The following is a 25,787-nucleotide window of genomic DNA, read 5'->3' on the forward strand; positions in this document are numbered from 1 at the left end:
GTCGCGCCACCACCTGCAGCAAAGGACGCTCCGTGACACTGGCCACCATCATCAGCTTCTCCGACTTCGGCATCCTGGTCGAAAGCGCATTCCAGGCGGAGACCCCGGTCGTCTCCTCTTCCGAATCCGACCTGGGGGAAGCGCTGCAGCGCTTCGCGAATCCGGCGGAGATCCAGGCCAAGGCGGCGGCCTGCGCAGCGGCGGGTGTCCACAACTATGCCTTCGGCCTGTGGTATCCCTCGATGAAGGGCCCGGTGCACGAGCGCAAGGTCATTCTGGATCCGCCGCGCGAAGGCAAGACCTTCCGCCACTCACTGGCGGGCTGGGGCATCATCCACCTGCACCTGTATTTCACGCCCCACAACGGACTGCAGTGCCGGGTGCTGGTCAACTCGAAGGACCGCGCCCTGTCACGCCAGGAGCGCCACCCCGAGCTGGGCCCGGTATCGGAGTGGGATTGGGGCGTGGTGGAGGCCTATGCATTCCGGCTCTCCCGCAGGCTCGCATCCATGGGGCCCACGGCGCCCGTGGCCCAGCCAGCGGCCCCGGCACCGGCTACCGGGCCGCGCGATTCGCCTTTGTACAAGAAGAAAAAGTAGACGGCCGCTTCCATGTCCCGGAACCGTCCCGTGCAATGCTCAGATCGCAGGTACGACAACCCACTGCTGGCGGAAAATGAGTTAGCGACTTAGTTCGGACAAGGGAATGGCCTCATCCGCGATCCTTCCCGGGTCGACCCTCAAGCCGCCGCCGATGGCGCGCCGCGCGAACAGATGATCCTGCGGCCGGTTGAGGCTGTCGGCCGCGATCATCCGCCCGGCAAGGAAGTAGAAGACCGTGAACGCCCCGAATGCGGGATCGCCGCGCAAGACCAGGTGGTCGTGTGGCGCCGAGATACCAGCGATCTGCAGCTTGACGTCGTATTGGTCCGACCAGAACCAGGGCAAGGCCCGATAAGGCTTCGTCGCCGCACCGCACAGCGTCGCGGCCGCCGTTCGCGCTTGGTCCGCCGCGTTCTGCACCGACTCCAGCCGCAGGCGCGTACCGGTCCAGACACTCGGATGATTCGCGCAGTCGCCGGCGGCCACAATGCGCGGATCGGAGCTGCGAGCGCATTCGTCGACGACGATGCCGTCCCTCACCTCGAGCCCGGCGACCTCGGCCAGCGCCGTGTTCGGCAGCAGGCCGATGCCGACGAGAACCAGGTCGGCGGCCAGACGCGTGCCATCGGCCAGCACCACCGCACTCACCTGCGGCATGCCTTCCAGTCCGACCACCTGCACGTTCTTGCGCAGCGTCACGCCGGCGGCGCCATGCAACTTCTCGAAGAAATCCGATACCGCGGGAATGGTAACGCGGGACAGCAGCCGATCCTGCGCTTCCAGCACCGTCACCTGCAGGCCGGCGCGCACCGCAGTCGCCGCCACCTCCAGTCCGATGAATCCGCCGCCGATGACCACCAGACGCTTGCCGGCGGACCAGTAGTCGCGCATCCGCCGCACGTCGTCGATCGTCCGCAGCGAAAAGACATTGTCCGCTCGTGCCTCGGGCCATGGCAGTGCACGATTGCGTCCGCCAGTCGCGATCGCCATGCGGTCGTAGGCAATGGACGACCCGTCCTCAAGCTGCAAGGTTCTGTTCCGGCGATCGATGCCGCTTGCCCGAACACCGCCGCGGAAATCGATCCCGGCCTCCCGCAGCCGCTGCCCCGACACCAGACTGAGCCGCTCCTCAGGCAGTTCGCCGGCGAGATAGGCCTTCGACAGCGGCGGGCGCTGATACGGCATGTGAGTCTCGTCGCCGATCAGCGTGATGCGGCCGCCGAAGCGCAGCTTGCGCAGCTCCGTGGCAATCCCGCATCCGGCCTGTCCCGCTCCGACAACGACGATATGTTCCGCGTTCATGGAGCGGAGCTCCGCTACGCCCCCTGCGGCCGCATGGGCCAGGCCTTCGTACTCCGTCGTCGCGGCGATCGTCACGCGCTGCTCCCAATCGCTCAGGAAACGCGGCGCGAAACGCCAGCCCAGTACGGCTCGCGCAGCCGGGCCTTGAGAATCTTGCCGGCACCGTTGCGCGGAATCGCATCGACCCGGCTGATCGACCGAGGGACCTTGAATCCGCCGAGATGACGCCGGCAATGCTCCATCAGCTGCTCCTCGTCGAGTTCCTCGCCGGCGCAGACGACGATGGCCTTCACCGCCTCGCCCCAGCGCTCGTCGGGAACGCCGATCACCGCCGCGTCGGCTACCTGCGGGAAGCACAGCAGCACCTCTTCCACCTCGGTCGAGGCCACGTTCTCGCCCCCGGACACGATGATGTCCTTCAAGCGGTCGACGATGTGCAGGTAGCCGCTGCCGTCGAGATACCCGGCGTCGCCGGTGAACAGGAAGCCTTCGCGCAGGGCTTCCTGCGTGGCGTCTGCGCGCTTCCAGTAGCCCGCCATCACCTGCGGGGCACGCACGCAGATTTCGCCGACCTGGCCGCGGCCGAGTTCCATGCCGTCGCCATCGACGATCCTGAGCACGGCGCCGGCCACTGGCCGTCCCGCCGAGCCGAGCAGCTGCGCCCGCTCGCCATCCAGCGCGCGGCGGTGATCCTCGGCATCGAGCACCGAAATGACACTGTGCGTCTCGGTCATGCCGTAGATCTGCACGAAATCGCAGCCGTAGCGCTGCGCGGCGGCGCGCAGTGTGTCCTCGGTGACTGGCGAAGCGCCGTAGATGATGCTGCGCAAACCATCGAAATCGCGGCGCCTGCCGCCGCAGGCACTAAGGCAGGCGCGGATCATCGCCGGGACCAGCACCGCATGCGCCACATTGCCGCAGGCCATCAGGTCCTCCGTGACGGCCGGAGAGAATTCCCGCCGCAGCAACAGGCTGGCCCCCCGGTACACCGACCACAGCGACGCGAAAATTCCGCCGACGTGAAACAACGGCAAGGCCTGGTAGACGCTTTCGCCGGGCCGCGGCATCAGGTCCACCGCTGCCATCAGCCCGAACTGCTGACCGAGGCAGTTGTGCTCGGTCAGCACCACGCCCTTGGGGCGGCCGGTCGTACCGGAGGTGTAAACCTGCAGGTAGGCACGCCCGATGTCGGCCGGCGGCGGACGGTCTTCATCGCCCTGCGCCTGCAGCCAGGACTCGAACGAACCCCAGCCTTCTTCCGCCGGACCCAGCAGCAGCCGTGCCGCCGGCGCGACCCGGACCGGAATCCGTCCCACCAGCGCCGACGCGAACTCCGCCTCGGCGATCACCGCGCAACAATCGCTGTCCTCGAGTATCCACCCCATTTCCGACGGCGCAAGCCGGTGGTTGACCGGCACGATCACCGGGCCACCCTTCAGTGCCGCCAGGATCAGCAACAGCACCTCCGTGCGGTTGCGCGACACCACGGCGACACGATCGGTCTCGCCGAGCCCCAGAGCGCGGAAGCCGTTGATCAGCCGGCGCACGCGCTCGGCCGCTTCGGCATAACCCATGCTTCCGAGTTCGCTATCCACCAGCGCCCGCGACGGCGCATGCTGGACGTGATGGTCGAAAGCGCTGAAGGCGCGGAACGGAACGACCATGGCCTAGCCCCCCATCAGGCCGATCAGGCGCCGGGCAAGGTTGCCGTAGGGCGGGTACAGCAGCTTCAGGCCAGTGAACGAACCCAGTCCACGCTGCATGAACACCGGCTTGAGATGGGAAAACGTCTCGAAGCCTTCCTGGCCGTGGTAGCGGCCGAAACCGCTGGCACCCACGCCACCGAAAGGAAGATCGACCTGCAGGAACTGCAGCATCACGTCGTTGATCGACACGCCGCCCGACACGGTCCGATCCAGGACCGCGCGCTGCCGTTCCGACGAGCGTCCAAAGTAGTAGAGCCCCAGGGGGCGCTCGCCGGCGTTGACGCGCCGGATCGCATCGTCGAGGCCGTCGTGCTCGAACACCGGCAAGACCGGCCCGAAGATTTCCTCGCGCATGATCCGCGAGTCGGGCGGCGGATTGATCACCAGGGTCAGCGGGAACTTGCGCGCCGCCGCGTGATCGGGCGTGTGCTGCTCGATCTCCTGGATCACGGCACCCGCCTCGCGTGCACCCTGTACCAGCGACTGCAGCCGCTCGTAGGCGCGGGGATCGATCACCGAGCTATAGCTGCTTTCGCCGGCACCGCGCGGGAAATGCGCCAAGTAGTGCCGCGACAGCGCGCTGGCGAATGCCGCCAGGCTGCCCTTGGGCAGCAGGACATAGTCGGGCGCCACGCAGGTCTGCCCGGCATTGAAGGTCTTGCCCCAGAGGATGCGGTGCGCCGCTTCCTCGATCGGGTAGTCGGCGTCGACGATGACCGGGCACTTGCCACCCAGCTCAAGCGTGACGGGAGTCAGGTTCTGCGCGGCGGCAGCCATCACCATCCGTCCCACGCGGGTCGACCCGGTGAACAGCAGGTGATCGAACGGCAGGCTGGAGAACGCGGCGGCGACGCCGGCATCGCCGCCGATGATTGCGATCTCGCTCTCGTCGAAGGCCAGCGCGATCAGCCGCTTCAGGGTCTCGGTGGTTGCCGGGGTCAGTTCCGACATCTTGACCATGGCGCGGTTGCCGGCCGCCAGGGCCGAGGCCAGCGGCGCTACGGCGAGATTCACCGGATAGTTCCACGGCGCCATCACGCCGACCACGCCCAGCGGTTGCGGCAGCACGCTATTGGAGCCTGGCAGGAACCAGATCGACGTCGAGCGCCGGCGCGATCGCATCCAGCGGCGCAGGTTGCGGATCGCATAGTGGATGTTGGCGACGGTGCCGCCGATCTCGGCAATGCGCGATTCCTCGGTCGAGCGATGACCGAAATCCTGCGCCACCGCCTGGATGATCGCCGGCGCATTTTCGACGATCAGCGCATGCAGGCGCCGCAGCCGGTCGATGCGCACCTGCAACGGCGGATTGCTGTCGCGCTCGAAAGCCATGCGCTGCGCATTGAATATCGCTCGCAGGGAGGATTGCCTCGTCGAACCCGCAATATCCCTTTCGATGGAAACTGCACTCATTTTCCGGCACTCCTGCTTTGCGATGATGCGCACACTCTCGCGGATGCCGCCGGCCACTTCCCCGATCGAAAGGTCTGCCCATAAAAAAAACCCAGTCGATGGGCTCGTCCTGGGCCAAGTGGGGGAAGGGATTCCTGCAGGCGGCAAAGGCAAGCCAGCCGCCGCCGGCGACGCTTCAGTCCAGCGGCTTGGCGCGCAGCAGCAACACCACCGCCACGGACAGGGTCACGGCGCCCAGCAGCGCCGGAAAGAAAGCCACCGCGCCTGCGAGGCTGGCTTCGCCCAGGCGATTGGCCTGCAGCGTCAAGCCGTGGTTCGGCGCGAACATGCCGAACAGGTAGAAACAGAAGTTGCCCCAGACCGCGACGATCGTCCCCCAGCAAACCCAGGCCGCATCGCTGCCTCGCAGCGAGAACCAGCGCAGGCAGGCCCCGAGCAGGATCGCCATCAGCCCGTTCATCATCATTCCTAGATGCACGATGCGCCAACCCTGGGGGGTTCCCGGCACGGCTACGTCGATGAACACCGGCAACGGCGACAAGGAAATCGCGCCGATCATGGAGAACAGCAACACGAAGCCGCCGAGCAAGGACACCAGCATCGCGGCAAGCCCATGCTTGATCAGCCGGGTCGAATGTAGGTAATGCATATTTTTCTCCACGTTTGGTTCTGGTGCGCTTGGATCATAGGGAGCCCGCCCGCCCGCGCCCCCATCGAAAGGTTGGGGTGGGAGCTCTCAAGGTAGGGTTTATGATCGTCTGCAGTGGACGGCCACCCTTCGCAACAGACGAGCCCGCCCGCCGCCGAACGATGGCGAATGCCTTCGCCGGCGCTACAGGGAATGCACCGAGGAGACTGCAGATGTCCAGGAAAAGCACGGGGGCGCTGCCCGAAAGCCTGATCACGACCAAGCTGAATCCACCCGAACTGGATTCCCGGCTGATTTCGCGCAAGGCGCTGGTCGATCGACTGCTCAACGGCGAGGCGAGGCGCACGGTAATCAGTATTGTCGCCGCGGCGGGCTCCGGAAAGTCGACCCTGATGGCCCAGCTGCGCCAAGCCCTGCGGGATGGCGGAGTCAGCACCTGCTGGATCAGTCTCGACGCGGACGACGACAGTCCCGCGGCCTTCGCCACCTACTTCATCTCCGCACTGGCGGCACTGGACATGCCGGTAGCCCAGCGCGAACTGGCACTGCAGCGTGCCAATCCGGCACGCGATTTCGAGGTGCTGTTCGACAACCTCATCGCGCAGATTTCCGCCCTGCGGGGCGAATCCGCGATCTTCCTCGACGACTTCCAGCACATCCGCGACGAGCGCGTCCTGCGCTTCATCAACAAGCTGATCGCGCACGCGCCGCCATCGGTCCGCACGATCATCGCCAGCCGCGCGCGCCTGCCCCTGGACCTGGCCCGCCAGCGCATCTCCGGCCAGCTCGCCGAGGTCGAACAGGACGAGCTCAACTTCGATTCCACGCAGGCCGCCGATTTCCTGCTGCGCTCGCACGAGCTGAGCCTGCAGCCGGAGGACCTGGCCACGCTGCTGACGACCACCGAGGGCTGGCCGACCGGCCTACAGCTCGCCGCGCTGGCGCTGCGCCGGCATCGCGGTCCGGCGAGCGAACTGATCAACCAGTTCTCCGGACGCGACAAGGATCTCACCAGCTATCTGGTCGAGGCCGTACTGCGCAGCCAGCCCGAGGCCGTGCGCAAGTTCCTGCTGCTGACCGCGCCGCTGCGGCGCATGTCGCCCGACCTGTGCCAGGCCGCCTCCGGCCATCCGAACAGTGCCGAAATGCTGGCCTACCTGGCCCGCAGCAATCTCTTCGTGATCGCGCTGGACCGCAACGAGCAGTGGTACCGCTACCATCATCTGTTCGCCGAGTTCCTGCAGAACGAACTCAAGCGCAGCAATCCGGAGGCCTTCCTGCAGGTCTGCGATCACGCCGCGCAATGGTGCGAAGCCCAGGGCCAGACCACCGAGGCGATCCAGTACGCGCTGGACGGCCACCGCTACGAGAAGGCCAGCGATCTCATCGCCGACCGTGCACCGATGGTCTCGCAGGCCCATGGCGACCACTACACGATCCTCGACTGGATGCGACGCCTGCCAGCCCCGTACCACGAGCGCCGGCCCGAGATCGGCCTTAGCCATGCGTGGTCGCGTGCGTTCTCGCGCGACACCGACCTCGCCATGGCTCTCACCGACCGCGTCCTGCAGCGTCTGCGCGACGACAACGACGGCTGGCGACTCAGCGAGGCCGAAAGGCATCGCCTGAAGCTGCTGGCGCGCGTGATCCAGGCGATCGCCAAGGCCTGCTCGGACGAGATCGAGGAATGCATCTCCCGCAGCCAGGAGCTGCGCAAACAGATTCCGGAAAGCGAGCCATTCCTGATCGCCTCGATCTGCAATTGCATTGGATACAGCCACTTCGCCCGGCGCGAATTCGAAAGCAGCGCACGCGCCGCCGCCGACGCCTACCTGTACGGGCATCGCGCCGGCGCGGCCTATGCCACGGTGTGGGCCGATTTCCTGCACGGGGTCGCCGATGTGGAGTTGGGGCGCCTGCGCACTGCTCAGGAGCACGGGCACCGCGCGGAGAACGTCGCCGGCACCGAGAGCGGCACCGCCAAGAGCTATTCGGCCGCGCTGGCCGCCCTGCTCAATGCCGACATCTCCACGCAGCGTTGCGAGTTCGACCAGGCGAAGACCTACATGGAAACGGGCCGCTCGTTCACCGCGCTGTTCGGACCCTTGGAACCGCTGCTGGTGGCGATCCGCAACGACGCACGCATCCACGCCTGGCGTGGCGACCTGGACGCCGCGCGGCGTGTGCTGATGCAGGGACAAGACACGGCTCTGAGTACCAGCCAGCCGCGGCTATTTCTCAACCTGGCGATCGAGGAAGTGACCCTGCAGCTGCGGGCCGGCGATATTTCCGGCGCGCTGCAGACCGCGCAGCGCGCACGCCTGCGCGACGACAGCAGTTCGGTACGCAACGCCGACAGCTCGCGCGGCTCGCGCGACGCCCTGCAACTGATGGAAGCGCGCCTGCTGCTCGCCGAGGACAACCCGGAGGGCGCATTGCGTTGCCTCAACCTGCTGCAGAACTCCCCCGCGGCAAAGGCCGGCGGCGGTGTCAACCTGACCCAGAGAACCCTCAAGGCCGTCGCGCTGTGGCAGAGCGATCGCGGAGCCGAGGCCGTGCGGGAACTGGATCGGGCCTTGAGTCTCGGCACGCCGGAACTGCATACCTATCCCATCGCCTCGGCCGGCCGCGCGCTGCTGCCGATCCTGCAGGCCATCGACCAGCGCCGCGCCGACACAGCGGCAGGCGGCGACCTGCAGGCCAAGCGCGACATGGAGGGCCGGTTGATCTCGCTGCTGACCGGCGAAAAACCGAATCGCGGTGGCACCCATCCCGACGCGGTCGATCCCGGAATATCCTCGGAGGCCCTGACCCTGCGCGAAATCGAACTGTTGCGCCTGGTCGAGGCCGGCCTCGCCAACCGCCAGCTTGCCGATGCCCTGCTGATCTCCGAAGCCACGGTCAAATGGCATCTGCACAACATCTACTCCAAGATCGGCGTCCGCAACCGCACCGCCGCCGCGACCCGGGCGCGGGAGCTGACGCTGATCTAGGGCGTCCCCGCCAAAAGTTCGGTGCCCGACGGTCGTCACTGGCGAACAATCCCCGTGTGCTCCCAGAGCCGGAGGAGAAAAAGCCATGAAGCCCGTTTCGGAACACCCGATGGACGCCTTTCCGGTGCGTCCGCTGCAGTTCCAGGTCGAGAAGATCCGCTCGCGCGATCTGGTCTGGAGCCGCACCTGCCCGGAATTCTCGATGTTCATCAATGCGCTGGGCATCCATGTGCCCTATTTCGAACGCTACCTGGTCCGCGCGCTGACCAAGGCACGCACACAGATCAAGGACGAACGCCTGCTGCGCGATATCTCGGCGATCATCGGACAGGAGGCCCACCACGCGAAGAACTTCATCCATCTCAACCAGGTGCTGGCGCTGCGCTATCCCAGGGTCGCCCAGATGGAAGCGGCAGCGAGGGACTACTTCGCCGAGCACGCGAAGAAGGACTCGCTCAGGCAACTGGTCGGCTACACCGCCGGCTACGAGACCTTCACCTTCCTCGCCGGCATGATCATCCTGCAGAACTACGATCGCTGGTTCGCCGACTCCGAGCCGGTGATCAAGGCCATGTGGGTCTGGCACCAGGTCGAGGAGGTCGAGCATGGTGCGGTGGCCTTCGAGGTCTACAAGCACCTCTACGGCGACGACGAGCTGTATCGCAAGCGGATGGTGCTGAAGGCCCTGGCGCACATCGCCGGCGAAACCATCAAGGCCTATACCCACATGGCGCGGGTCGAGGGCTGGTTGCGCAACCCGTTCCGCGGCGCCGTCCGGCTGGGCTTCTGCGGGCTCATGCTGCTGCGTCTGCTGAAGAGCGCGCTGCCGGTGTTCCGCAAGGACTACCACCCGCGCCGCCATCCGCTGGTCACCACGCAGCAGAACCCGATCCAGATCGCCTGGCGCCGCTATGAAAGCCGCGGCGGCGACGTGCTGGAGATCGACCGGGCGAAGATGGCCCGGATCATGGGCGTGGAGCCGGCCTGAGCGGGCTCACACCGCGCCCAGGCGCATCAGCGCCGCACTGGTCAGGTACTTCTCGTAGATGCCGGCATCGTTGACGCTGGTCGCGTGTCCGCCGGAGATCGCGCGCACCTGCTCCAGCCGCGTCATGCGCCCGGTCTGGATATCGAAGGCATGCACATGCCCCCAGGACCAGTACGGATGCGCGCCATCCATGAAGGACTTTGCGCCCGCCTCGTAGAGGCCGTAGGCGCCGTCGAACGAGCGATAGGCCTCGCCACGGCGGTCGTAGGACACCATGGCGATCGGCAGCTGCGTGCGTGCATCGAACCAGACGCGCTTGCGGCTGATCGGTGCGCGCGGAAACTTCACCGGCTCGGCTTCCACCGCGATCGCCTCGGGCACCAGTTCGACCGTGGTGTCCCAGAACGTCTTGCCCTTGGGCCCACCGTGGACGCGGTGCTCCCAATTCGGATGCTGGGCATTCCACGCACCGGATACGGCCGCCAGCATCGGACCGCGGCCGACGATGCGATAGTTGCCCCAGGTATACAGCGGATCGCCCGCCGTCCAGGCATCCGAGAGATACAGCGTCGAGCCCGGGATCAGCGGCTCGAAACGCTGGTCGGTGGGAAACTGGCGGATGCGCTTGTAGGCCGGCAGGTAGCCGTAGAGATCCGGAAAGCGATGCTGGTCGTAGGGCCAGACGTTCAGGAACGACGTGCCCTTGATGCTGTCGGGCGTCTGGAAGAAGATCGACTGATACCGCAGCTTGTCCTCCTTGCCCGGCCAGTACGGCCGCGGCTGCAGCGACACGCGGCAGACCGGCGACAGCTCCGACCAACCCGCCTGGTACTGGAACAGCACGTCCCCCTCCGCCGACAGGTCGTATTCCTTCACCGCGTAGAACGAAGCATCGTGGCGCCCCCAGCTCAGCGTCAGCCCGGCGAACAGCTCCAGCGCCGACTGCGCGGCGGGGAACGGATTGCCGCCGATCCACGGCCTGCCCTCCGCCGTCACCACGTTGCCGTCCGCTGCGAAACGCGCCTGGCCCTTGTTGCGCAGCGTGGCCTCCACATACTCCCAGGGGCTCAGGCGCAGGATCTCCGTCGTCGTCCTGGCCACGCGCAGTCGCCGCCCCATGTCACGAACCTGCAGATACTTGATAGGCTCCAGCAGGTCCTTGACCCACTCGACATTGGCCGCCGTGATCTCGTCGCCGGTCTTGATCCTGCCGCGCGTGTACATCTCGATCGACAGCAGTTCCTCGGGGTAGGCGGCAGCGGCATCGCCGCTGGCGGCGATCGCATCCCATAGCGGCATCAGCACACCTGCCGCGGCGACGCCGCGTGCGGTCTGCGCCAGGAAGTGACGCCGGCTACAGGCGCGGTCGTATCGCAGGAACTTCATGCGGGAATCCCGTCAGGACAAAAAGAGCCGGCGGCCGGGGCAAGCGGACGCCGGCAATGGAGGAGCTGTTACGGAGAATCAGAACTGATAGGTCAGGCGCAGCGTGAATTCATCTGCGAAACCCAGCGAGGACACCACGTTGTCGTTGGGATTACCGCCCAGGTCGCCGTTGATGTAGGTGTAGAACCCCTCGACCGTCACGTCGCCGCTGGGCTTCCAGCGCAGGCCCGGCTGCAGCAGCGCCCCGCCCTTCAGATCCACCAGCGTGGCGAACTCGACCTGGTAGATCTGGTTCGGGAAGGGCTGCAGGAAGGCCATCACCAGGTAGTTCGAACCGCCCGATTGGCCCGGCGACTGTTCCTGCTCGCTGCCGCCGTAACCCTTGAGTGAGCGGCCCACCAGATCGCTCTTGGTCTTGTGCATGCCCTGGAACACGATATAGGTGCCGGGGAACTCGTTGAAGAAACGATGCCACTTGTCCATCACCAGCGCGACGGTCAGCTCGCGCTCCTTCAGGTAATTGCGGCTCAGCGAGGGGTTGGTGAATCTGCGGTCCGGCACGTACATCGCTTCCAGGTTGAAGATCAACTGGTCGAAGAAGCTGCCGGGCTCGCCCTCGTTGACGTAGCTGATGCCGCCGCCGAGATTGGTCTCCTGGAAATATTCTCGCGCCAGGTGACCACGCAGACTGCCGCCGGCTGCCATGAAGAAGGTGTTGAGCTCGTGCGTCGCTTCTTCATAGTTGCCCGCGACCGAAGCATAGAGATCCTGCACTGCCGGAAACTCCAGGACCGCCGAGTTCAGGCCGTCGGTGCCCGCGAGCCGCGCATCTGCGGCGTAGTAGAACCACTCGTTGGCGGAATACACGCCACCAGGCGCCACCTCGAACGGCGTATGTGCCAGGGCCTCGCCGGTGCTGCCGTACTGACCCGACACAGCGTAGCTGGCATTGACCAGCCCGCCCAATCCCGAGTTGGGCAAGTCGCGGTTGACACCCGACTCGGTCCAGCGGAATACGCCATCCGGGTTGAAGCGCCGCGCCGCCACCGCCTGGAAGCCCCACTGGCCGTAGTCGCCCTTCAGGCGCAGACCGTAGCTGATCTCGTTGTCGTACTTGCCGGCCGCGTACATGTCGTGAATCGTGAACTGTGTCGGGATGATGTTGTAGGGCGTGTTGGGATTGGGGTAGATCGTCGGCTGGAACTTCTGTACGTAGGCATCCGCGAGGATATTGTCGGTGGCCTGGAAGGTGGCGCGGATCGCCAGCGAGGGCACGCGCTTGTCGCCGTACTCCTCGACCGCGCGGTCGAGGATGAAGTGACGCCGGTAGTCGATGCCGTCCGGCACATCGAGCACCCGGAAGAAGATCGCCTGCCCCCAGGCGATCTGCTGGTTGCCGATGCGAACGTTGAGCGGACCATTGGTGTAGTCCAGCAGCAGCGCCGGAAAATACACCATGTAGTCGTCGCCGGACCATTCCAGCGGATTCGGACTCTTGTCGCCCTCCACGCGGTACTGGAAGTAGTTCGGTGCGCCCTGGTACAAGGCCGGGTCGCCGCCGGCGATGCCACCGCCCTGCAGGTCGGCGACGCTCGCCGCATCGAACTGGCTGTAGTGCCCCGGATCGAAGAGTCCGCGTATACGGCCGATGATCGACCAGTTCGAGTTGAACTTGACCGCCACCTCGGTTTCGGCGCGCACATAGTGCATGTTGAAGGTATTGCCGGATTCCGGCACCGGGCGGCGCACCTCGTCCTGAAAGCCCAGGACCGTCAGCGGCAAGGTATTCCAGGTCCCGATGTCGGGCAAGGGCAGGCCCAGCCCGCCGGTGATGTTCCCCAGCAGCGCCGGCGGCGCATACGCCGTGCGCTGTATCGTGCGCTTGTTGAACACATTGCCGCGCTGGTTGTTGGGATTCTCGGAGCCCGTGGAAATCGCGAACTCCGGACGGATGAAGCCACCGAAGCTGATGTCGAAGTCGCTGCCGAACAGCCCCGCGAAGAACCCTTCGTCCGGTGTGGATTCGACCGCCTGCTCCTCGATCGGCTGCGGCTCCGGCACCTGCGGCTCGGTCGCAACCGCTTCGACCGCCTGGGACTCGGTCGCCTGCACTTCAGCCGGAGGGGTCTCCCCCTGGGCCTGAACCGCGCCGACGGCACAGCCCAGCAGGATTACCGCTCCCCAGTGACGCCGCCCCTGCATATGTTCGATGCTGCGCATTACGCTCTCCTGATATTGTTTGCTTCGTCGAATCCGCATACCGCAGCCGCTCACTCGAATCGCAGAATCTTCCCGGCGTTGCCCACGACCAGCGGTGTCCCGCCTTCGGGACGTGCCACGCCGACATACCAGGACGAGGCCACCGCCGCGTCGGTGAAACGGCGCCAGGTCTTGCCGTCGTCCCGGCTGAAGTACATGGCATGCATGGCAGTGATCAGCACATGCCCGTTGGCAGCGGAACTCACGCCGAGCAGGATCGACTTGGCGGCCAGACGCGTCGACCTCCACGACAGACCCCCGTCGCTGCTGCGCAGGATGGTTCCGTCCTGCCCGACGGCATAGCCGATACCGTCGGCGCGGATATCCAGCGCGAACAGCGACGCATCGTCCTTGTGATTGACCGGATCGCCCTTGTGCAGCAGCGTCCATTGTCGGCTGTCCGCGCTGTAGCGCAGGATCGTGCCGAGCTCGCCGACCACCGTGGCGGTGCCCTGGTCGTCGAGTTGCACCGCGTACAGGTGCGGCTGGAAGCCCTCGCCCTGCGCGGCCATGAAGCTCATCCAGTCGGGCGCGATCGAGGTCCAGCTGCGGCCACGGTCCGACGAGGCCAGCACCGTGCCGAAGGACCCCACGGCAATCGCATCGCCCCTGGCGTTGATCGACACCGACAGCAGGCGCTCCTGGGTGCCGCTGGCCATCTGCGCCCAACCGGAACCACCGTCACGCACCAGGATCAACCCCATCTGCCCCACCGCCACACCGAGCGACTCGCGGACATCGACGCCGAGCAATGTCAGCGGCGAAGGCGATGCTGCCCTTGTCCAGGTCGCGCCACCGTCCTGCGTCGCCTGGATTTCACCGCCTGCGCCGACCGCTACGCCCACCTTGCCGTCGAACGCCACGCCCAGCAGGGCCTGATGGAGCGTGCCGCCGGTCACCTGCGTCAGCTTCGGCGCCGCAGATGCCGCGCAGATGCCCGCAAGCGATAGCACGACGGCGCAAAAGGCCGTCCGTAAATCTCGATTCATTTTGGCTCTCCCGTGTTTGCGGCCTGGGTACGGTGGCCGCGCGGAGCCGATGGCCCGGCGCGGCCGCCATCGACTCAGACCGATCCCAGGCGCTGGATCGCCTGCTGCGTGAAGAAGCGGTTGTACATCTCGTCGCTGTCGCCACGGAGCAGGCTCTTGTAGCCGCCGGTGATCTCCTCGGCATGCTCGGCGCGGCTCATGCGGTTGGCCTGGATGTCGTGGCACATCACGTAGGTCCAGGACCATTCGGGCGTCTTGCGGCCCGGTTCCAGCATCACCTTGTCGCCGTCGACCATCTGCCCGGAGCCGGTTTCGAAATTAACCCAGGGTTGGCCGTTGCGGTCGTAGCGGACCTCGCCGCAGTACATGCCGTTGCGGACGTCGATCCACGCGCGCTTCTTGCTGCAGGGCGCACGCGGATAGCCGGTCGGCTCCATCTCGACTTCGAGAACCTCCGGCGCCAGCTCGTACTCGGTGTCGAAGAAGGTCAGGCCCTTGGCGCCGCCATGCACGCCCTTCTCCCAGTTCTTGCTCTTGCCGGCCCAGTTGCCGGACCAGGCACCGAGCATCGGCTTGCGCGAAATGACCTTGAAGTTGCCCCAGGTCAGCATCGGATCGCCGGCATACCAGGGATCGGTGAGGAACCAGGTCACGCCCGGGATCAGCGGCTCGAAGCGCTGGTTGGTAGGGAACTGGCGCACACGCTTGAACTGCGGCAGGTAGCCGTAGAGATCCGGATACTTGCGCTGGTCGTAGTACCAGATGCTGAGGAAGGAGCTGCCAGCCACGTCCTGCGACGAGGTGAACAGCACCGTCTGGTAGCGCATGAACTCCTTCTTGTTCTGGAAGATCTTGCCGTCCATGCGATTGGTGGCCTGCAGCTCGGCCCAGCAGAAGTCGTACTTGTAGGCGATCTTGCCTTCTGGCGAGATGTCGGTCTCGCGGATCGCGTACTGGCAGTAGTCGTGCTTGCCCCAGCTCAGCGCCAGGTTGCCGATCGCCTCCTGTGCGGTCTTCGGATCCAGGAACGGCGCGCCACCCATCCAGGGGCCGCCGTCCGGCCCGTAGATGTTGCCGTCGGCACCGAACTTGGCCTTGCCGCGGTTGCGCAGGCTGGCCTCGAGGAAGCTCGCCGGGAACATGGTCGTCACGTCGCGCGTGGTCGCTCTGATCTTGATCTTGCGGCCGAGATTCTTGATCTGCAGATAGACGATGGGGTCCAGAAGTTCCTTGACCACCTCGACGTTGGCCGAGGTGATCATGTCGCCGGTCTTGATCTTGCCCTTGGTGTACATCTCGATCGAGGTGAGTTCGTCGGGATAGACCTTGCCGATGTCGGCCGCTTCACCCAGTACCGGCCACAGCGGTGCCAGGACACCGGCAGCGGCAGCGCCCTTGGCCGCCTTCTCCAGAAGCATGCGACGGCCGTAGTTGAAATCGTATTTCTTGATCCACATGTCTTTCTCTCCTCACGCTTTTGAAAATCGGGATGTATGCACGACCGGCGGCACGAAGCCGCCGGTCATCAGGTGGGTTCCGGTTGCAGCCGCGCCGGCAGCAGGTCCGCCGGATCGTCCTGGTTCTCGGACGTCTCGGGTTCCGGCGTGCCGTCGCCGGATTCGGTGAACAGCGACAGGTCGACGCCCTCTCCGACGAGAAGGTCCTTGCGCTTCACGAACTCCGGCTTCACCAGCCAGACCAGCAGTGGCAGCACGACCAGGGCGAGAACCATGTTGATCAGCATGGTCAGCGTCAGCAGCAGGCCCATGTCCGCCATGAACTTGAGCGCGGACAGGAAGTACCAGGGCACGATGCCGATGAACATGATCGAGGCGGTGAACATGATCGCCTTGCCGGTCGTGGTCAGGGAGGCATCGATCGCGCGGCTCCAGTTCTGGTCGTGCGCGTGAAACTCCTCGCAGATGCGCGACAGCAGGTAGATGCCGTAGTCGATGCCGACACCGACGCCGATCGCGGCCACCATCAGGGAATTGATGTCCAGGCCGATGCCGATCATGTGCATCGACGCGTTCAGGATGAAGTTGGCGAGGTTGACCGGGAACAGCAGGATCAGGCCGGCAACCAGGGATCTGTAGGCCCAGCTGGTGCCGATGAAGATCACCAGGTTCAAAAGGCCGATGATGACCCAGTGATAGCGCTCCACCACGTGATTGGTGGCCTCCTGCAGCGCGATCGTGCCGGTGCCTAGGCGCACCGTGAAATCCTTGTGGTCGGCACCGACCTTGGCAACCGCATCGCGTGCCGCCGCCAATGCCGCGGTCACCGTGCTCTGCTTGTTGTCCTGGTACCAGAGCGACACCGTGGAATGCTGCTGCTCGAAGTCGACCACGTGCGAGAAGTTCTTGGCATTGGTACCGAAGGTCACCGCCGTGGCCGCGGCGCTGATCGCACGATCAGTGGGATCCAGTGCGTACCACTTCGGGTTGCCGCCGGAGAACAGCCGGTTGCCCTCCATCATGTAGTCGGCAAAGGACAGGTCGGCGCGCGGCGGCGCGGCGCTGTGCTCCATCAGCACCTGCAGCTGCTGGGCGATCATCACCGTTTCCGCCTGTCGCGCGACGCGGTTCGGGTTGTCCATGTCCTTCGCTTCGAGGACGATTTCCAGGGTGTTGACGCCCGGAAAGTGGCTGTTGATCTGCCGCACCGCCGTGTTGAACTCGGAGTCCTCCCACAGCAAACTGCTGCCCTCGACCGGATTGCCGATCCTGATCTGCAGCGCGGTGTAGACCGCGAAGATCGAGATCACCGCGACGACCGCCGTCGTCAGGCGTGCGGTCTTGCCGTAGGTCAGCTTCGACAGGCCGCCAAGGGTTTTCTTGAACGCCTTGTGCATGCCCGAGTCGCCTTCCTTGCCGATCAGCCGGCCGACGTTGCGCGGCGCCGGCAGGGCCGACAGCAGCAGCGAGATCAGCACGACACCGGTGGGGATCAGCCAGATGCACCAGAAGCCGCAGAACAGGGCGAAGCGTTCCATCGCCGGGATCGGCGCCAGCGCGATGAGGAACACGCCGACGATGTCGGTGAAGATCCCGAGGATGCTGGGTGCCATCATCACACCCATCGTGATCTCGGCCGCCTTCACGCGATCCTTCACGTGCCAGTACACCTCGTAGTAGCGCTCGGTGAATTGCACGCAATGCGAGAACGAACGCGCCACCAGCAGCAGCGGCACCACCATCAGCAGCGGCTCGATCGGCGACTTGATCCAGCCGGTCAGACCGAAACCCCAGATCGCGGCCACCAGGCTGGTCAGGATCGGCGTGACCACGCCGACGATATTGCGCATGTACAGCGCAAGTGCGACCACCAGCGCCGTCAACGTCACCGCGAAGATGCCGAAGGTCTGGCTTTGCAGGTGATAGACCCAGCCGGTCAGCATCGGCTGCCCGGCCACGTAGACCTCGTGATCGGCATCGCGCGCCTCGGTGGCGAGCTTGTGCACGAAATCGAAGGCTTCGCCGTAGTCGAGGCGCTGCTCGATGAAGGTCGCATTGATCAGTGTCGCCGTGCCGTCGTTGGAGATCAGGAAAGTACGGGCGTTGGGCGACTGCTCGACGCGGCGGCGGAAATCCGCGACTTCGGCCTTGCTGTCCGGAACCCTGTCGCCCATCAGGGGACGCATGTCGATGCCGAACGGCGTCGCCTCCGCGTAGCGCGCTTTCTCGGTGGCGATCGAAAGGATCTGGTCGTGGTCCACGCCGGGGGCCAGGTCGATGTCGCGGGTCAGCTTCCAGACCTTCGCCAGCGTGACGGGGTTGTAGATGTCTCCGTCCTTGCGCTTCACCATGATGGTCATGGTCAGCGGGTTGCCGAAGTTCGGATGGTCCTTGAACACCTGGACGTAGGGATCGTCCTTGGGCAGGAGATCGGAGAAGATCGTCTTGAGCTGCACATTCGGCAGGCCCGCGGCGAAGAACAGCGTGACGAGTACGAACAGCACCGTCGAGGCGGTCCGGTGCTGCATCACCCATTTCGCGATCCTGAATCGCAGTGGCTTCATGGCTTCTCCTGGTTATAGTCCGGCGCCGACCGCTCGACGGCTGGTCGCAACTGACGGCCCGATGGATGAATCGTCCGGCCGCAAGCGGGGCAAATCACCGATCTTTCGGATGGGTAGCTGCCGGCGACGCGGATGGGTTTCGGGCTACTCGGCCTCGGCGACGACGACCGTAGCGCCGTCGAATTCCCGGGTCACCGCGATCTGGCAACCCAGCCGCAGGCCCGCCTCGGGCGCCCCCAGGAACTGCAGCAGCTCCTGTTCTGCGAGGTCAGGCGGGCGGGCGGTTCTCGCTACGATCGGATCGACACGGATGCGGCAGGTACCGCAGGCGCAATTGCCGCCACAGTCGCCACCGATACCGGCGATCAGATGGCTGGTCGCCGCCGACATCAATGTTTCGCCTACTGCAGCGCTGATGTCGTGCGCGCACCCGGCGCTGTCGACATAGCGGATGCGCACGGTTTTACCTGCGACAGCTTCGATTGAATCGGTCATTTGTGTTCTCCGGTTCTGCACGCACAGGCGGCACGATCGGTCGATGCGATGAATTTCGCAGTCGCGATCCTCTGTGGATTAGAACAACGGACACGGAGCTTTCCCCCCATCAACAGGTTGGGTATCTCTGGAAAACACGGATTTCCACCCGGAAGGCGGGCGGGTGAAGCACGGAGGATCGCGAAGTGTGCGTCGCAGGAAACAGGTCCCGCGCCGGTGGCAGACGACCCCGGGGACACGGTCGAACGGCTGGTGCAGCTCAATCTGGCGGTGCGGATGATCCGGATCGAGCCGGAAGATCATGCCAGCATCCTGGCCAGCGAAAGATTCATGCAGGGACTGAAAGCGTTCCTGTTGCGCCACAACGCCGCCGCGAATTCTCAGCCCGGCAAGTCCGGAGACGGGACAGGCGCCTCGCCCACGCTACTCCTTGCGGGTCGCGAATTCCTTGATGCCGTTCCAGTACTTCCACACCGGATCATGGTCGTGGAATATCTCGATGGGGAAGCGCGGCTGGCCCTTGAGCGCGGTGTTGAGGTCGCGCATGAACTGCGCGTAATCCCTGGCGTAGTAGCACCATTCCTTGATGCCGGCACCGGTGTAGGCGTGGAGCATGAGGCTGTTGCCGGCGGGATCGTCCAGCGCGTCCAGCAGTTCCTCGAAGGCCATCATGGCGGCGTTGGTTTCGCGATCGGGCAGGCCGGCGTCCGCGTAGCGCCATTCGACGATGACACTCTCGCAAAAGCGGGCGGGATCCACGGCTTCCGGCGGGGCCAGGCGCATGCGGTAGAGCCGCCGCTCGTCCTCCACCTCCAGCAGGATCATGGTCCACTCTTCTTCCGCTTCGCTCGCCACGTTTTTCCCCGGATTGTCAGCGCGCGACGGCGCCCGTGGGGACGAAGCGTAGCGCCCCCTGCGTTGGCATGCACGGCGTCCTGCTAGCGCAGTTCCGGCCGCTTGCGCAGCTGGCGCTCCTGCACCGCCAGGTACAGGGCCATGGCGAAGGCGAAACTGGTCACCACGCTCATCGGGAAATAGAACCAGGCCGCCTTCATGCCGCGGCGGCGACCGTCGATGAGCGTCCACAGCGGAAACAGTACGACGTTCGCGAAGATCAGGTCCTGCCCGCCGGAGGCCGAGGCCGGGTTGACGAACAGCAGCGTGGTCCAGTGCCACCAGCCCATCACGTCCTTGTACTCGCGCATGTAGACGATGTTGAAGTACCAGCCCACCAGCAGCGCCGCCACGGCGGTGAGGTAGTAGACCCCTTCGAGCCCCGAGACCCCGAGCTTCGCATCGCGGCCGTAGAGATCGCGGTTGAACCAGAACACCGCCACGATCGTGGCCAGCCCCAGGATCATGTAGAACGTTTCATGTGCGCTGAACGACATCGGATGCCCTCCCCCTGACGACGCCTGTATGGATGCGGGCCGCGAGCGGCCCGGACCCATGTTCTGCCCGCCCCAGGCGGCTTGTATCGTCCGAATGAAGTGCTTATCCCTGGATCGCAGCCCCAGCCAGCCCAGCCAGAATTCCCAGCGCCAGCCCCACCAGCACGGCGCCGGTAGCACGGTCGACCCAGTGCCGGTGCCGCAGCAGCCGTGTGCGCACGCGCTCGGCACTCAACGCCATCGCCAGGAAGCAGAACCATGCGGCGGTGCTGCCGACGATGCAGGCCGCCAGGGCCAGGCGCAGCCAGTACGAGGCATCCGGCCCGATCATCACCGCGAACAGCGACACGAAGAACAGTACGGCCTTGGGATTGAGCAGGTTGCACAGCAGGCCGATGCGGAAGGATTGCCCCGCCGACGGCAAGGCGGCGGCCTCCGGCACCTGGGCCTCGCCTGCTGCCGGCCGGGAGCGCAGCGCGCCAATGCCGAGATAGAACAGGAATATCGCGCCAATCCCGCGCAGCAGCAGCAATAGCGAAGGAAACCCTTCGATCAGCCAGCCCAGTCCGAACAGGGCGTAGCTGACGTGGAAGACGATGCCTGCGGCAATACCCACCGCGGTCCAGACGCCCGCCGCGCGGCCGTGCAGCAGGGTCTGGCGCGTCACCACCGCGAAGTCAGGGCCGGGCGAGATCACCGCCAGCAGGTGCGCGGCCAGCACCGCCGCAAACAGGCTTGCGGCACTCATCGGGCCTGGAATCGAATCGCCCGCAGGGCTCGCATCGTCATCTCGTCGTCATCGCGCGGCACGGCTGCCGGGCTCGATGATAAGCGCGGCGGCCCTTGCCCCGCGCTAGCGCATCACGCCGTCGCGCAGCAGCCCGGAAATCCGCACGCGCGCGGCGGCATAGGTTTCCAGCATCAGCGCCAGCGGCAGGCGCAGCTCGCGGGCACGGTGGCGGTCGGCATCGCCGGCGCTGAGGTCGCGGCCCTGCTCCACGCGCAGGCGCCAGCGCGGCGGGTCGACGTAGACGCCACGCAGCACTTGTCGCTGCAGCTGCGGCAGGCGCCGCCAGGCGATGTCCACGCTCTCGCCGGCCAGCGGGTCGGGCCGGTCCTGGTCCCCCGCATCCTCGCTGTCCCAGGGCGGCGCGGAGTAGTGGCGCTCGGCCGAGGCACAGGCCGTGTACACCTGGGGCCCGCCGATCTCGCCGCCGCGGGCCCAGCGGCCCCAGTTGTCCAGCATCTGGTCCAGCCAGGCGTCGCCCTGCAGGCGTGCGATCACTTCCGTCGTCAGGCCGCTGTCGTAGGACTTCATGCGCTGCTCCGTTGGATACCGCCGACCCGCAACTGTCGTCCGGCGGCGGACGGCGGCATCGGGCCGGGGTCGGCCCCGGCAGCCTCGTCCCGCTGGTTCGCCCGCTCCGACAGCTGCCACAAGCGCACCGCCGCCATGCCGCGCGGCTCCCGCGTCGCCCCCCGCATCAAATCGCCCAGAGAGGAATAGGAAAGGCCGCAGCTGTCCGCGATTTCCGCCCGGCTCAGCCCTGCCCGCTCGCACCACAAGACCCGCTCTATCCAGATGTTGTGCATACCGCTATTTTACGGTTTTCCGTACATACGGCGCAATGGATTTTTGCAACGGAATTCCGTATATTTGCTAGATGACTGTCGGAGAACGAATTAAATCCGCGCGCAAGGCGCATACCCCGGTGGTGGGCGTGAAACAGCTCGCCGACGCCGTCGGCCTGGCCGTGAGCACGCTCTACGACCTGGAGCGCGGCGAGCAGGAAAGCAGCACCAAGCTGCACGCCATCGCCGAGTTCCTGGGCGTGCGCGCACGCTGGCTGGAGACCGGCAGCGGCCCGATGCGCGTCGAGCAGGGCGACCTGCTGGACGCCAGCTTCGAGGACAAGTACGACCGCGTGACCGTGGTGCGCGGCGCCATGCTGTCCGGCGGCCCCGGCCGGGTGTCCTGGGAATTCGAGGAGGTGGACCGGCACTTCGCCTTCCGTCGCCAGTGGCTGGCCGACAAGGGCCTGCGCGCCGACCGCTGCCGCATCTACCAGGTGGCCGGCGACAGCAACGCGCCCTACATCCGCAACGAAGACGTGGTGATGATCAACCTCGACGACCGCCGCGTGGTCGACGGCGAGTTCTACGGCCTGGCCTTCGGCGACGACCTGCGCGTCAAGCAGTTGTCCTTCCGCGCCGACGGCGCCCTCAGGGTGATCAGCGCCGCCGACCCCGACAAGGCCGAGATCTACCGCGGCCAGGAGATCGAGGCGATCAACATCATTGGAAGAGTGGCCTGGCGGGGCGGGTGATCCGCTCTGGATGGCTATCCGGCAGAGAGGGCAAGTCGGCCCAATAATTACGGAATTCCGTTATGAAATGAGTACGGCATGCCGTATACTAAAGCCGTAGTCCCACTACGGAAAACCCGCCATGCCGAACACCCCCGCACTGCTCCCCGGCGACACCGCCCGTATCCGCCACGGCCGCCTCCGAAACCGCCTCGCCGAGGTCCTGCGGGTGGACGGCCGCCACGCCACGGTGATCACCGCCGCCGGCGAATCGGTGGTACCCCTGTCCTGCCTGGAGGTGGAATGATGGACGGCAGCCTCGCCCACCCGCCTCTGTACGGCGCCGACGACACCGCACTGCCCGAGCTGGACCTGTCGGGCGCAGGCGTCCGCATCAATCCCGAAACCGCCGAGCGCCGCCGCATCGCCGCGGCGCTGGACTTGAAAACCGGTGCCTTCAGCGACGGCCGCAGCCTGGTCGCCGAGGCCCTGACCGACTGCGACAGCGCCAACACCACGCTGAGCCGCCTCGCCAGCCATATCCGCGCCGCGATGCTGGGCAGTGACGAAACGGCCGACCGCGAGATCGGGCGGATCGTGCGCGAGGCGGTGCTGTGCTATGCGCGGGCAGCCCTGGGGTGATCGCGGGATTCCGGCCCCGGCCTCAGGAATCCCGCCGCTTTCCCGGCTTGGCCGGCGGCGGCGGCGGGAGCGGCTTGTACTCTTCGTCCGGCGACTCCCCCAGGCTGTCGATAAAGAGACGCAGCCAGAAGGCGATGAACATGCCGCAGAAGATCCCGAAGACCGAATTGTCGGGGTCGAACAGCCAGCCGCCCAGCCCCATCACGACGAACAGGACCACATGCAGCAGGGCCTTGGTATCGTCCCGGTTCAAGCGGCGCCACCGCCGTCACGCTCACGGCCTGGCGCACCCGGAACGGGGGCATCGACCCGCTTGCGCGCCGCGTCAGGACTCACGCTGCTTGTCCAGCGATGGCGCCTGGCGCACAGCGCCCACCTGCGGCTGTATGCGCGTCCTGGGCTTTGCTTCGGCCACGGGGTCCTGCCAGAGGCCGCGGAACAGCTGGCGCAGGAGCGCCATGGTGACAATGACGAAGAAGCTGCGCACCTGGACCGAATGGGTGTCGAGCAGCCAGTAAGCCACCGCCATTGCGCCCAGCGCCCCCAGGATCAGCAAGGCATTGATCGCGTCGCGATTCATTTCGTGTCCCTTTGCTACGCGCCGACGGCGCCATACGCCGGAATGCTGCATCAGCCTGGCGGATGCCGACAACGTGACGACCGAATCAGCCGGGCAGTATCCGCCAGCGAGCGCACCGGATCATCGATCCGCGCCAGGTCGCCCAGGTTTCCATGGCCGACGGCCAGCGCCTTGCCGGCGCGCAGTCCACGCAACATCCGGACGCAGTTTCCGGCAAGATTCCGAACGCGATACAGCGAGGACCACCCATGCTCCACGGCAGCTGCCTCTGCGGCAACATCCGCTACGAAATCCGCGGCGATCCGGGCCCGGCCTACTACTGCCACTGCTCGCGCTGCCGCAAGGCCGGCGGCTCGGCGTTCGCATCCAACGCGGTGGTGGCGGCACAGGATTTCGTGATCGTCTCCGGCCAGGATTCGCTGAAGACCTTCAGCACGAAGGAAGGCGTGCACCGCGATTTCTGCGGCAACTGCGGCTCACCCCTGATCAGCCGCCGCGACGCGCTGCCGGACATGGTGCGGGTGCGCATGGGCACGATCGACACGCCGCTGCAGCAAGGCCCCGGCGCGCACATCTACGTGGCGTCCAAGGCGGACTGGCATGCGATCCACGACACCCTGCCGCAGTACCCGGAACGCCCGCCGGCGATCGGCAAGCGCTGAAGCGCGGCTCAGCGCTGATTGGACCTGCCCATGGGGACTGCCGGCCAAATCTGTGACGCCCGTCTCACTTTTGGCACCCTGCTTTTTGCAGTAGACCCCACCCGTGGCAGGATGGGCCCCAGGACATGAACCAGCCCAGCCAGCAGGGCAACGCCGCCCTGTCGCCACGCGAAGCGCTCCCCTGGGGGGCAGCGCCATGAGCCTGCATTTGCCGACGCTGCTGGTGGTGACGGTGCTGGCCTACCTGGTGTTCGGGCTGTTCCAGCTGGCCATGTGGCAGCTGCGGCGTTCGGAAGCGGGCCTGCTGCTGTGGGGCTTTTCCAACGTCGCCGGCGCCATCGGCGGCACCCTGCTGTGCCTGCGCGGCGTGATCTCGGACTTCTCCTCGATTGCCCTGGCCAACGGCCTGCTGATCCTGTCCAACTCGCTGATGTGGGCCGGGCTGCGGGGCTTCTCGGGACAGCCGATACGCTGGTCGCTGGTGTGGCTGGCGCCGGTGGTGCTGGTATTGCTGTTCTCCGTGGTCGGGCCGATCCGCGACAACCCGCCGGCGCGCACCTGCACGGTGGCGCTGTTCATGCTGCTGTTCGCCGGCGCCAATTTTGCCGATGCCTGGCGCGCGCAGCGAACCGAGCCGCTGAACATGCGCCGCCTGGCGATGCTGGTGTTCCTGCTCACCTGCGCCTTCATGGGCGACCGTGCGCTGTACATGCTGGAGCACGCGCGCAAGCCGGAAGAATTCGCGATCACCCACCCGATGCACACCTACGCCGCGCTGGCGGCACTGCTGATCGTCACGGTGTGGAACCTGGCGCTGCTGATGATGGCCAACGAACGCCTGGCCAACCGCCTCACCGGCATCGCCCACAGCGACGGCCTGACGCGCGTGCTCAACCGCACGGGCTTTCGTGCACTGGCCGGCCGCCAGGTGCTGCGCTGCCAGCGCGACCGCGTGCCGGTGTCGATACTGCTGCTGGACCTGGACCACTTCAAGCGCATCAACGACAACCACGGCCACGAGGCCGGCGACCGCCTGCTCTGCGCCTTTGCCACCACCGCCGGCGAGATGATCCGCCCCGGCGACCTGCTGGCGCGCTACGGCGGCGAGGAGTTCTGCGTGCTGCTGCCGCATGCCCGCCTGGCCGACGCGACGACGGTGGCCGAGCGCCTGCGCGAACGCTTCGAGAGTGTGCGCATCCGCGTCGGCGAGGCGGTCTGCGGCACCACTGTGAGCATCGGCGTGGCGGAGTTCCGGCCCGGCGAGGGCATTGAAGCGGCGGTGGCCCGCGCCGACCGCGCGCTGTACGCCGCCAAGCACGGCGGGCGCAACCGCGTGGAGATCACGGCAGCAGACAACGGCACCGCGGCAGCGGCCTGAGCGACGGCACGACCGGATGTTCATG

24 protein-coding genes are annotated in these 25,787 nt (G+C 66.1%); 8 read left to right on the forward strand and 16 right to left on the reverse strand.

Annotated features, from left to right (window positions below; genetic code table 11):
* The first annotated feature begins 32 nt into the window (after positions 1 to 32).
* The gene (locus D0B54_RS18370) at positions 33 to 599 is read left to right on the forward strand and encodes a hypothetical protein (RefSeq protein WP_117292907.1); all 567 of its coding nucleotides are present in this window, start codon (positions 33 to 35) and stop codon (positions 597 to 599) included.
* 81 nt (positions 600 to 680) lie between these two features.
* Here D0B54_RS18370 and D0B54_RS18375 read toward each other — a convergent pair whose 3' ends face one another.
* The 4 genes from D0B54_RS18375 to D0B54_RS18390 form a co-directional block, all read right to left on the reverse strand.
* A complete protein-coding gene (locus tag D0B54_RS18375; RefSeq protein WP_240433461.1) occupies positions 681 to 1,979 on the reverse strand; it encodes an NAD(P)/FAD-dependent oxidoreductase in 1,299 nt (432 codons plus the stop codon).
* A gap of 17 nt (positions 1,980 to 1,996) precedes the next feature.
* A complete protein-coding gene (locus D0B54_RS18380) occupies positions 1,997 to 3,568 on the reverse strand; it encodes an AMP-binding protein (protein ID WP_117292911.1) in 1,572 nt (523 codons plus the stop codon).
* A gap of 3 nt (positions 3,569 to 3,571) precedes the next feature.
* Positions 3,572 to 5,023, reverse strand: coding sequence for a coniferyl aldehyde dehydrogenase (locus D0B54_RS18385; RefSeq protein ID WP_117292913.1), 1,452 nt, complete (start codon positions 5,021 to 5,023; stop codon positions 3,572 to 3,574).
* Between the two features lie 175 nt (positions 5,024 to 5,198).
* Entirely contained in the window at positions 5,199 to 5,672 is a 474-nt protein-coding gene (locus D0B54_RS18390; RefSeq protein ID WP_117292915.1) for a hypothetical protein, read from the reverse strand.
* Between the two features lie 212 nt (positions 5,673 to 5,884).
* Here D0B54_RS18390 and D0B54_RS25090 point away from each other — a divergent pair, with 212 nt between their 5' ends.
* Together D0B54_RS25090 and D0B54_RS18400 are read left to right on the forward strand one after the other, a co-directional pair.
* Entirely contained in the window at positions 5,885 to 8,665 is a 2,781-nt protein-coding gene (locus tag D0B54_RS25090) for a LuxR C-terminal-related transcriptional regulator (protein ID WP_162932539.1), read from the forward strand.
* An 85-nt stretch (positions 8,666 to 8,750) separates the two neighbouring features.
* On the forward strand, positions 8,751 to 9,653 hold the full coding sequence (locus tag D0B54_RS18400; RefSeq protein ID WP_117292919.1) for a metal-dependent hydrolase: 903 nt from the start codon (positions 8,751 to 8,753) through the stop codon (positions 9,651 to 9,653).
* 6 nt (positions 9,654 to 9,659) lie between these two features.
* Here D0B54_RS18400 and D0B54_RS18405 read toward each other — a convergent pair whose 3' ends face one another.
* From D0B54_RS18405 to D0B54_RS18450, 10 genes are all read right to left on the reverse strand, one after another.
* Positions 9,660 to 11,039 (reverse strand): DUF1329 domain-containing protein, encoded by a 1,380-nt coding sequence (locus D0B54_RS18405; RefSeq protein ID WP_117292920.1) that lies wholly within the window; start codon positions 11,037 to 11,039, stop codon positions 9,660 to 9,662.
* A 78-nt stretch (positions 11,040 to 11,117) separates the two neighbouring features.
* The gene (locus tag D0B54_RS18410; protein ID WP_117292922.1) at positions 11,118 to 13,259 is read right to left on the reverse strand and encodes a DUF1302 family protein; all 2,142 of its coding nucleotides are present in this window, start codon (positions 13,257 to 13,259) and stop codon (positions 11,118 to 11,120) included.
* Positions 13,260 to 13,309: 50 nt separating this feature from the next.
* Positions 13,310 to 14,287, reverse strand: coding sequence for a WD40/YVTN/BNR-like repeat-containing protein (locus D0B54_RS18415; RefSeq protein WP_162932540.1), 978 nt, complete (start codon positions 14,285 to 14,287; stop codon positions 13,310 to 13,312).
* A gap of 74 nt (positions 14,288 to 14,361) precedes the next feature.
* Complete coding sequence (locus D0B54_RS18420; protein ID WP_117292926.1) at positions 14,362 to 15,744, reverse strand: DUF1329 domain-containing protein; 1,383 nt, start codon at positions 15,742 to 15,744, stop codon at positions 14,362 to 14,364.
* Between the two features lie 68 nt (positions 15,745 to 15,812).
* The gene (locus D0B54_RS18425; RefSeq protein ID WP_117292928.1) at positions 15,813 to 18,308 is read right to left on the reverse strand and encodes an efflux RND transporter permease subunit; all 2,496 of its coding nucleotides are present in this window, start codon (positions 18,306 to 18,308) and stop codon (positions 15,813 to 15,815) included.
* A gap of 144 nt (positions 18,309 to 18,452) precedes the next feature.
* Positions 18,453 to 18,803 carry a 2Fe-2S iron-sulfur cluster-binding protein gene (locus tag D0B54_RS18430; RefSeq protein ID WP_117292930.1) on the reverse strand — a complete coding sequence of 117 codons (351 nt, stop codon included), beginning with the start codon at positions 18,801 to 18,803 and terminating at the stop codon, positions 18,453 to 18,455.
* Positions 18,804 to 19,226: 423 nt separating this feature from the next.
* Positions 19,227 to 19,658 carry a DUF695 domain-containing protein gene (locus tag D0B54_RS18435; protein WP_117292932.1) on the reverse strand — a complete coding sequence of 144 codons (432 nt, stop codon included), beginning with the start codon at positions 19,656 to 19,658 and terminating at the stop codon, positions 19,227 to 19,229.
* 83 nt (positions 19,659 to 19,741) lie between these two features.
* Entirely contained in the window at positions 19,742 to 20,194 is a 453-nt protein-coding gene (locus tag D0B54_RS18440) for a DUF2834 domain-containing protein (RefSeq protein WP_205527172.1), read from the reverse strand.
* A 103-nt stretch (positions 20,195 to 20,297) separates the two neighbouring features.
* Positions 20,298 to 20,942 carry a LysE family transporter gene (locus tag D0B54_RS18445; protein WP_117292936.1) on the reverse strand — a complete coding sequence of 215 codons (645 nt, stop codon included), beginning with the start codon at positions 20,940 to 20,942 and terminating at the stop codon, positions 20,298 to 20,300.
* 105 nt (positions 20,943 to 21,047) lie between these two features.
* Positions 21,048 to 21,512 carry a hypothetical protein gene (locus tag D0B54_RS18450; protein WP_117292938.1) on the reverse strand — a complete coding sequence of 155 codons (465 nt, stop codon included), beginning with the start codon at positions 21,510 to 21,512 and terminating at the stop codon, positions 21,048 to 21,050.
* A gap of 346 nt (positions 21,513 to 21,858) precedes the next feature.
* Between D0B54_RS18450 and D0B54_RS18460 the strand changes: the two genes are divergently transcribed.
* The 3 genes from D0B54_RS18460 (at position 21,859) to D0B54_RS18465 (ending at position 23,142) form a co-directional block, all read left to right on the forward strand.
* Positions 21,859 to 22,521 (forward strand): XRE family transcriptional regulator, encoded by a 663-nt coding sequence (locus D0B54_RS18460; protein ID WP_117292942.1) that lies wholly within the window; start codon positions 21,859 to 21,861, stop codon positions 22,519 to 22,521.
* Between the two features lie 121 nt (positions 22,522 to 22,642).
* On the forward strand, positions 22,643 to 22,807 hold the full coding sequence (locus D0B54_RS24420) for a hypothetical protein (RefSeq protein ID WP_162932541.1): 165 nt from the start codon (positions 22,643 to 22,645) through the stop codon (positions 22,805 to 22,807).
* Positions 22,804 to 23,142: a hypothetical protein gene (locus D0B54_RS18465; RefSeq protein WP_162932542.1), complete on the forward strand. Its 339-nt coding sequence runs from the start codon at positions 22,804 to 22,806 to the stop codon at positions 23,140 to 23,142. The genes D0B54_RS24420 and D0B54_RS18465 overlap by 4 nt, the downstream gene beginning before the upstream one ends.
* 22 nt (positions 23,143 to 23,164) lie before the next feature.
* On the opposite strand, the gene D0B54_RS18470 is transcribed toward D0B54_RS18465, so the two are convergent.
* Together D0B54_RS18470 and D0B54_RS18475 are read right to left on the reverse strand one after the other, a co-directional pair.
* On the reverse strand, positions 23,165 to 23,395 hold the full coding sequence (locus D0B54_RS18470) for a hypothetical protein (RefSeq protein WP_117292946.1): 231 nt from the start codon (positions 23,393 to 23,395) through the stop codon (positions 23,165 to 23,167).
* Between the two features lie 72 nt (positions 23,396 to 23,467).
* Positions 23,468 to 23,722, reverse strand: a complete 255-nt coding sequence (locus D0B54_RS18475; protein ID WP_117292948.1) for a hypothetical protein — start codon at positions 23,720 to 23,722, stop codon at positions 23,468 to 23,470.
* A 230-nt stretch (positions 23,723 to 23,952) separates the two neighbouring features.
* Here D0B54_RS18475 and D0B54_RS18480 point away from each other — a divergent pair, with 230 nt between their 5' ends.
* Together D0B54_RS18480 and D0B54_RS18485 are read left to right on the forward strand one after the other, a co-directional pair.
* The gene (locus tag D0B54_RS18480; RefSeq protein WP_205527386.1) at positions 23,953 to 24,384 is read left to right on the forward strand and encodes a GFA family protein; all 432 of its coding nucleotides are present in this window, start codon (positions 23,953 to 23,955) and stop codon (positions 24,382 to 24,384) included.
* Positions 24,385 to 24,580: 196 nt separating this feature from the next.
* Positions 24,581 to 25,762 (forward strand): GGDEF domain-containing protein, encoded by a 1,182-nt coding sequence (locus tag D0B54_RS18485; RefSeq protein ID WP_117292952.1) that lies wholly within the window; start codon positions 24,581 to 24,583, stop codon positions 25,760 to 25,762.
* Positions 25,763 to 25,787 lie beyond the last annotated feature (25 nt).

The sequence above is a fragment of the Solimonas sp. K1W22B-7 genome, assembly GCF_003428335.1.
Taxonomy (GTDB): Bacteria; Pseudomonadota; Gammaproteobacteria; order Nevskiales; family Nevskiaceae; genus Solimonas_A.

Bases quoted from the DNA above. Each gene is read 5' to 3' on its own strand.
- D0B54_RS18380 (WP_117292911.1), bottom strand. From the start codon at position 3,568: ATGGTCGTTCCGTTCCGCGCCTTCAGCGCTTTCGACCATCACGTCCAG.
- D0B54_RS18385 (WP_117292913.1), bottom strand. From the start codon at position 5,023: ATGAGTGCAGTTTCCATCGAAAGGGATATTGCGGGTTCGACGAGGCAA.
- D0B54_RS18390 (WP_117292915.1), bottom strand. From the start codon at position 5,672: ATGCATTACCTACATTCGACCCGGCTGATCAAGCATGGGCTTGCCGCG.
- D0B54_RS25090 (WP_162932539.1), top strand. From the start codon at position 5,885: ATGTCCAGGAAAAGCACGGGGGCGCTGCCCGAAAGCCTGATCACGACC.
- D0B54_RS18400 (WP_117292919.1), top strand. From the start codon at position 8,751: ATGAAGCCCGTTTCGGAACACCCGATGGACGCCTTTCCGGTGCGTCCG.
- D0B54_RS18405 (WP_117292920.1), bottom strand. From the start codon at position 11,039: ATGAAGTTCCTGCGATACGACCGCGCCTGTAGCCGGCGTCACTTCCTG.
- D0B54_RS18410 (WP_117292922.1), bottom strand. From the start codon at position 13,259: ATGCGCAGCATCGAACATATGCAGGGGCGGCGTCACTGGGGAGCGGTA.
- D0B54_RS18415 (WP_162932540.1), bottom strand. From the start codon at position 14,287: ATGAATCGAGATTTACGGACGGCCTTTTGCGCCGTCGTGCTATCGCTT.
- D0B54_RS18420 (WP_117292926.1), bottom strand. From the start codon at position 15,744: ATGTGGATCAAGAAATACGATTTCAACTACGGCCGTCGCATGCTTCTG.
- D0B54_RS18425 (WP_117292928.1), bottom strand. From the start codon at position 18,308: ATGAAGCCACTGCGATTCAGGATCGCGAAATGGGTGATGCAGCACCGG.
- D0B54_RS18430 (WP_117292930.1), bottom strand. From the start codon at position 18,803: ATGACCGATTCAATCGAAGCTGTCGCAGGTAAAACCGTGCGCATCCGC.
- D0B54_RS18440 (WP_205527172.1), bottom strand. From the start codon at position 20,194: ATGTCGTTCAGCGCACATGAAACGTTCTACATGATCCTGGGGCTGGCC.
- D0B54_RS18445 (WP_117292936.1), bottom strand. From the start codon at position 20,942: ATGAGTGCCGCAAGCCTGTTTGCGGCGGTGCTGGCCGCGCACCTGCTG.
- D0B54_RS18450 (WP_117292938.1), bottom strand. From the start codon at position 21,512: ATGAAGTCCTACGACAGCGGCCTGACGACGGAAGTGATCGCACGCCTG.
- D0B54_RS18460 (WP_117292942.1), top strand. From the start codon at position 21,859: ATGACTGTCGGAGAACGAATTAAATCCGCGCGCAAGGCGCATACCCCG.
- D0B54_RS24420 (WP_162932541.1), top strand. From the start codon at position 22,643: ATGCCGAACACCCCCGCACTGCTCCCCGGCGACACCGCCCGTATCCGC.
- D0B54_RS18465 (WP_162932542.1), top strand. From the start codon at position 22,804: ATGATGGACGGCAGCCTCGCCCACCCGCCTCTGTACGGCGCCGACGAC.
- D0B54_RS18475 (WP_117292948.1), bottom strand. From the start codon at position 23,722: ATGAATCGCGACGCGATCAATGCCTTGCTGATCCTGGGGGCGCTGGGC.
- D0B54_RS18485 (WP_117292952.1), top strand. From the start codon at position 24,581: ATGAGCCTGCATTTGCCGACGCTGCTGGTGGTGACGGTGCTGGCCTAC.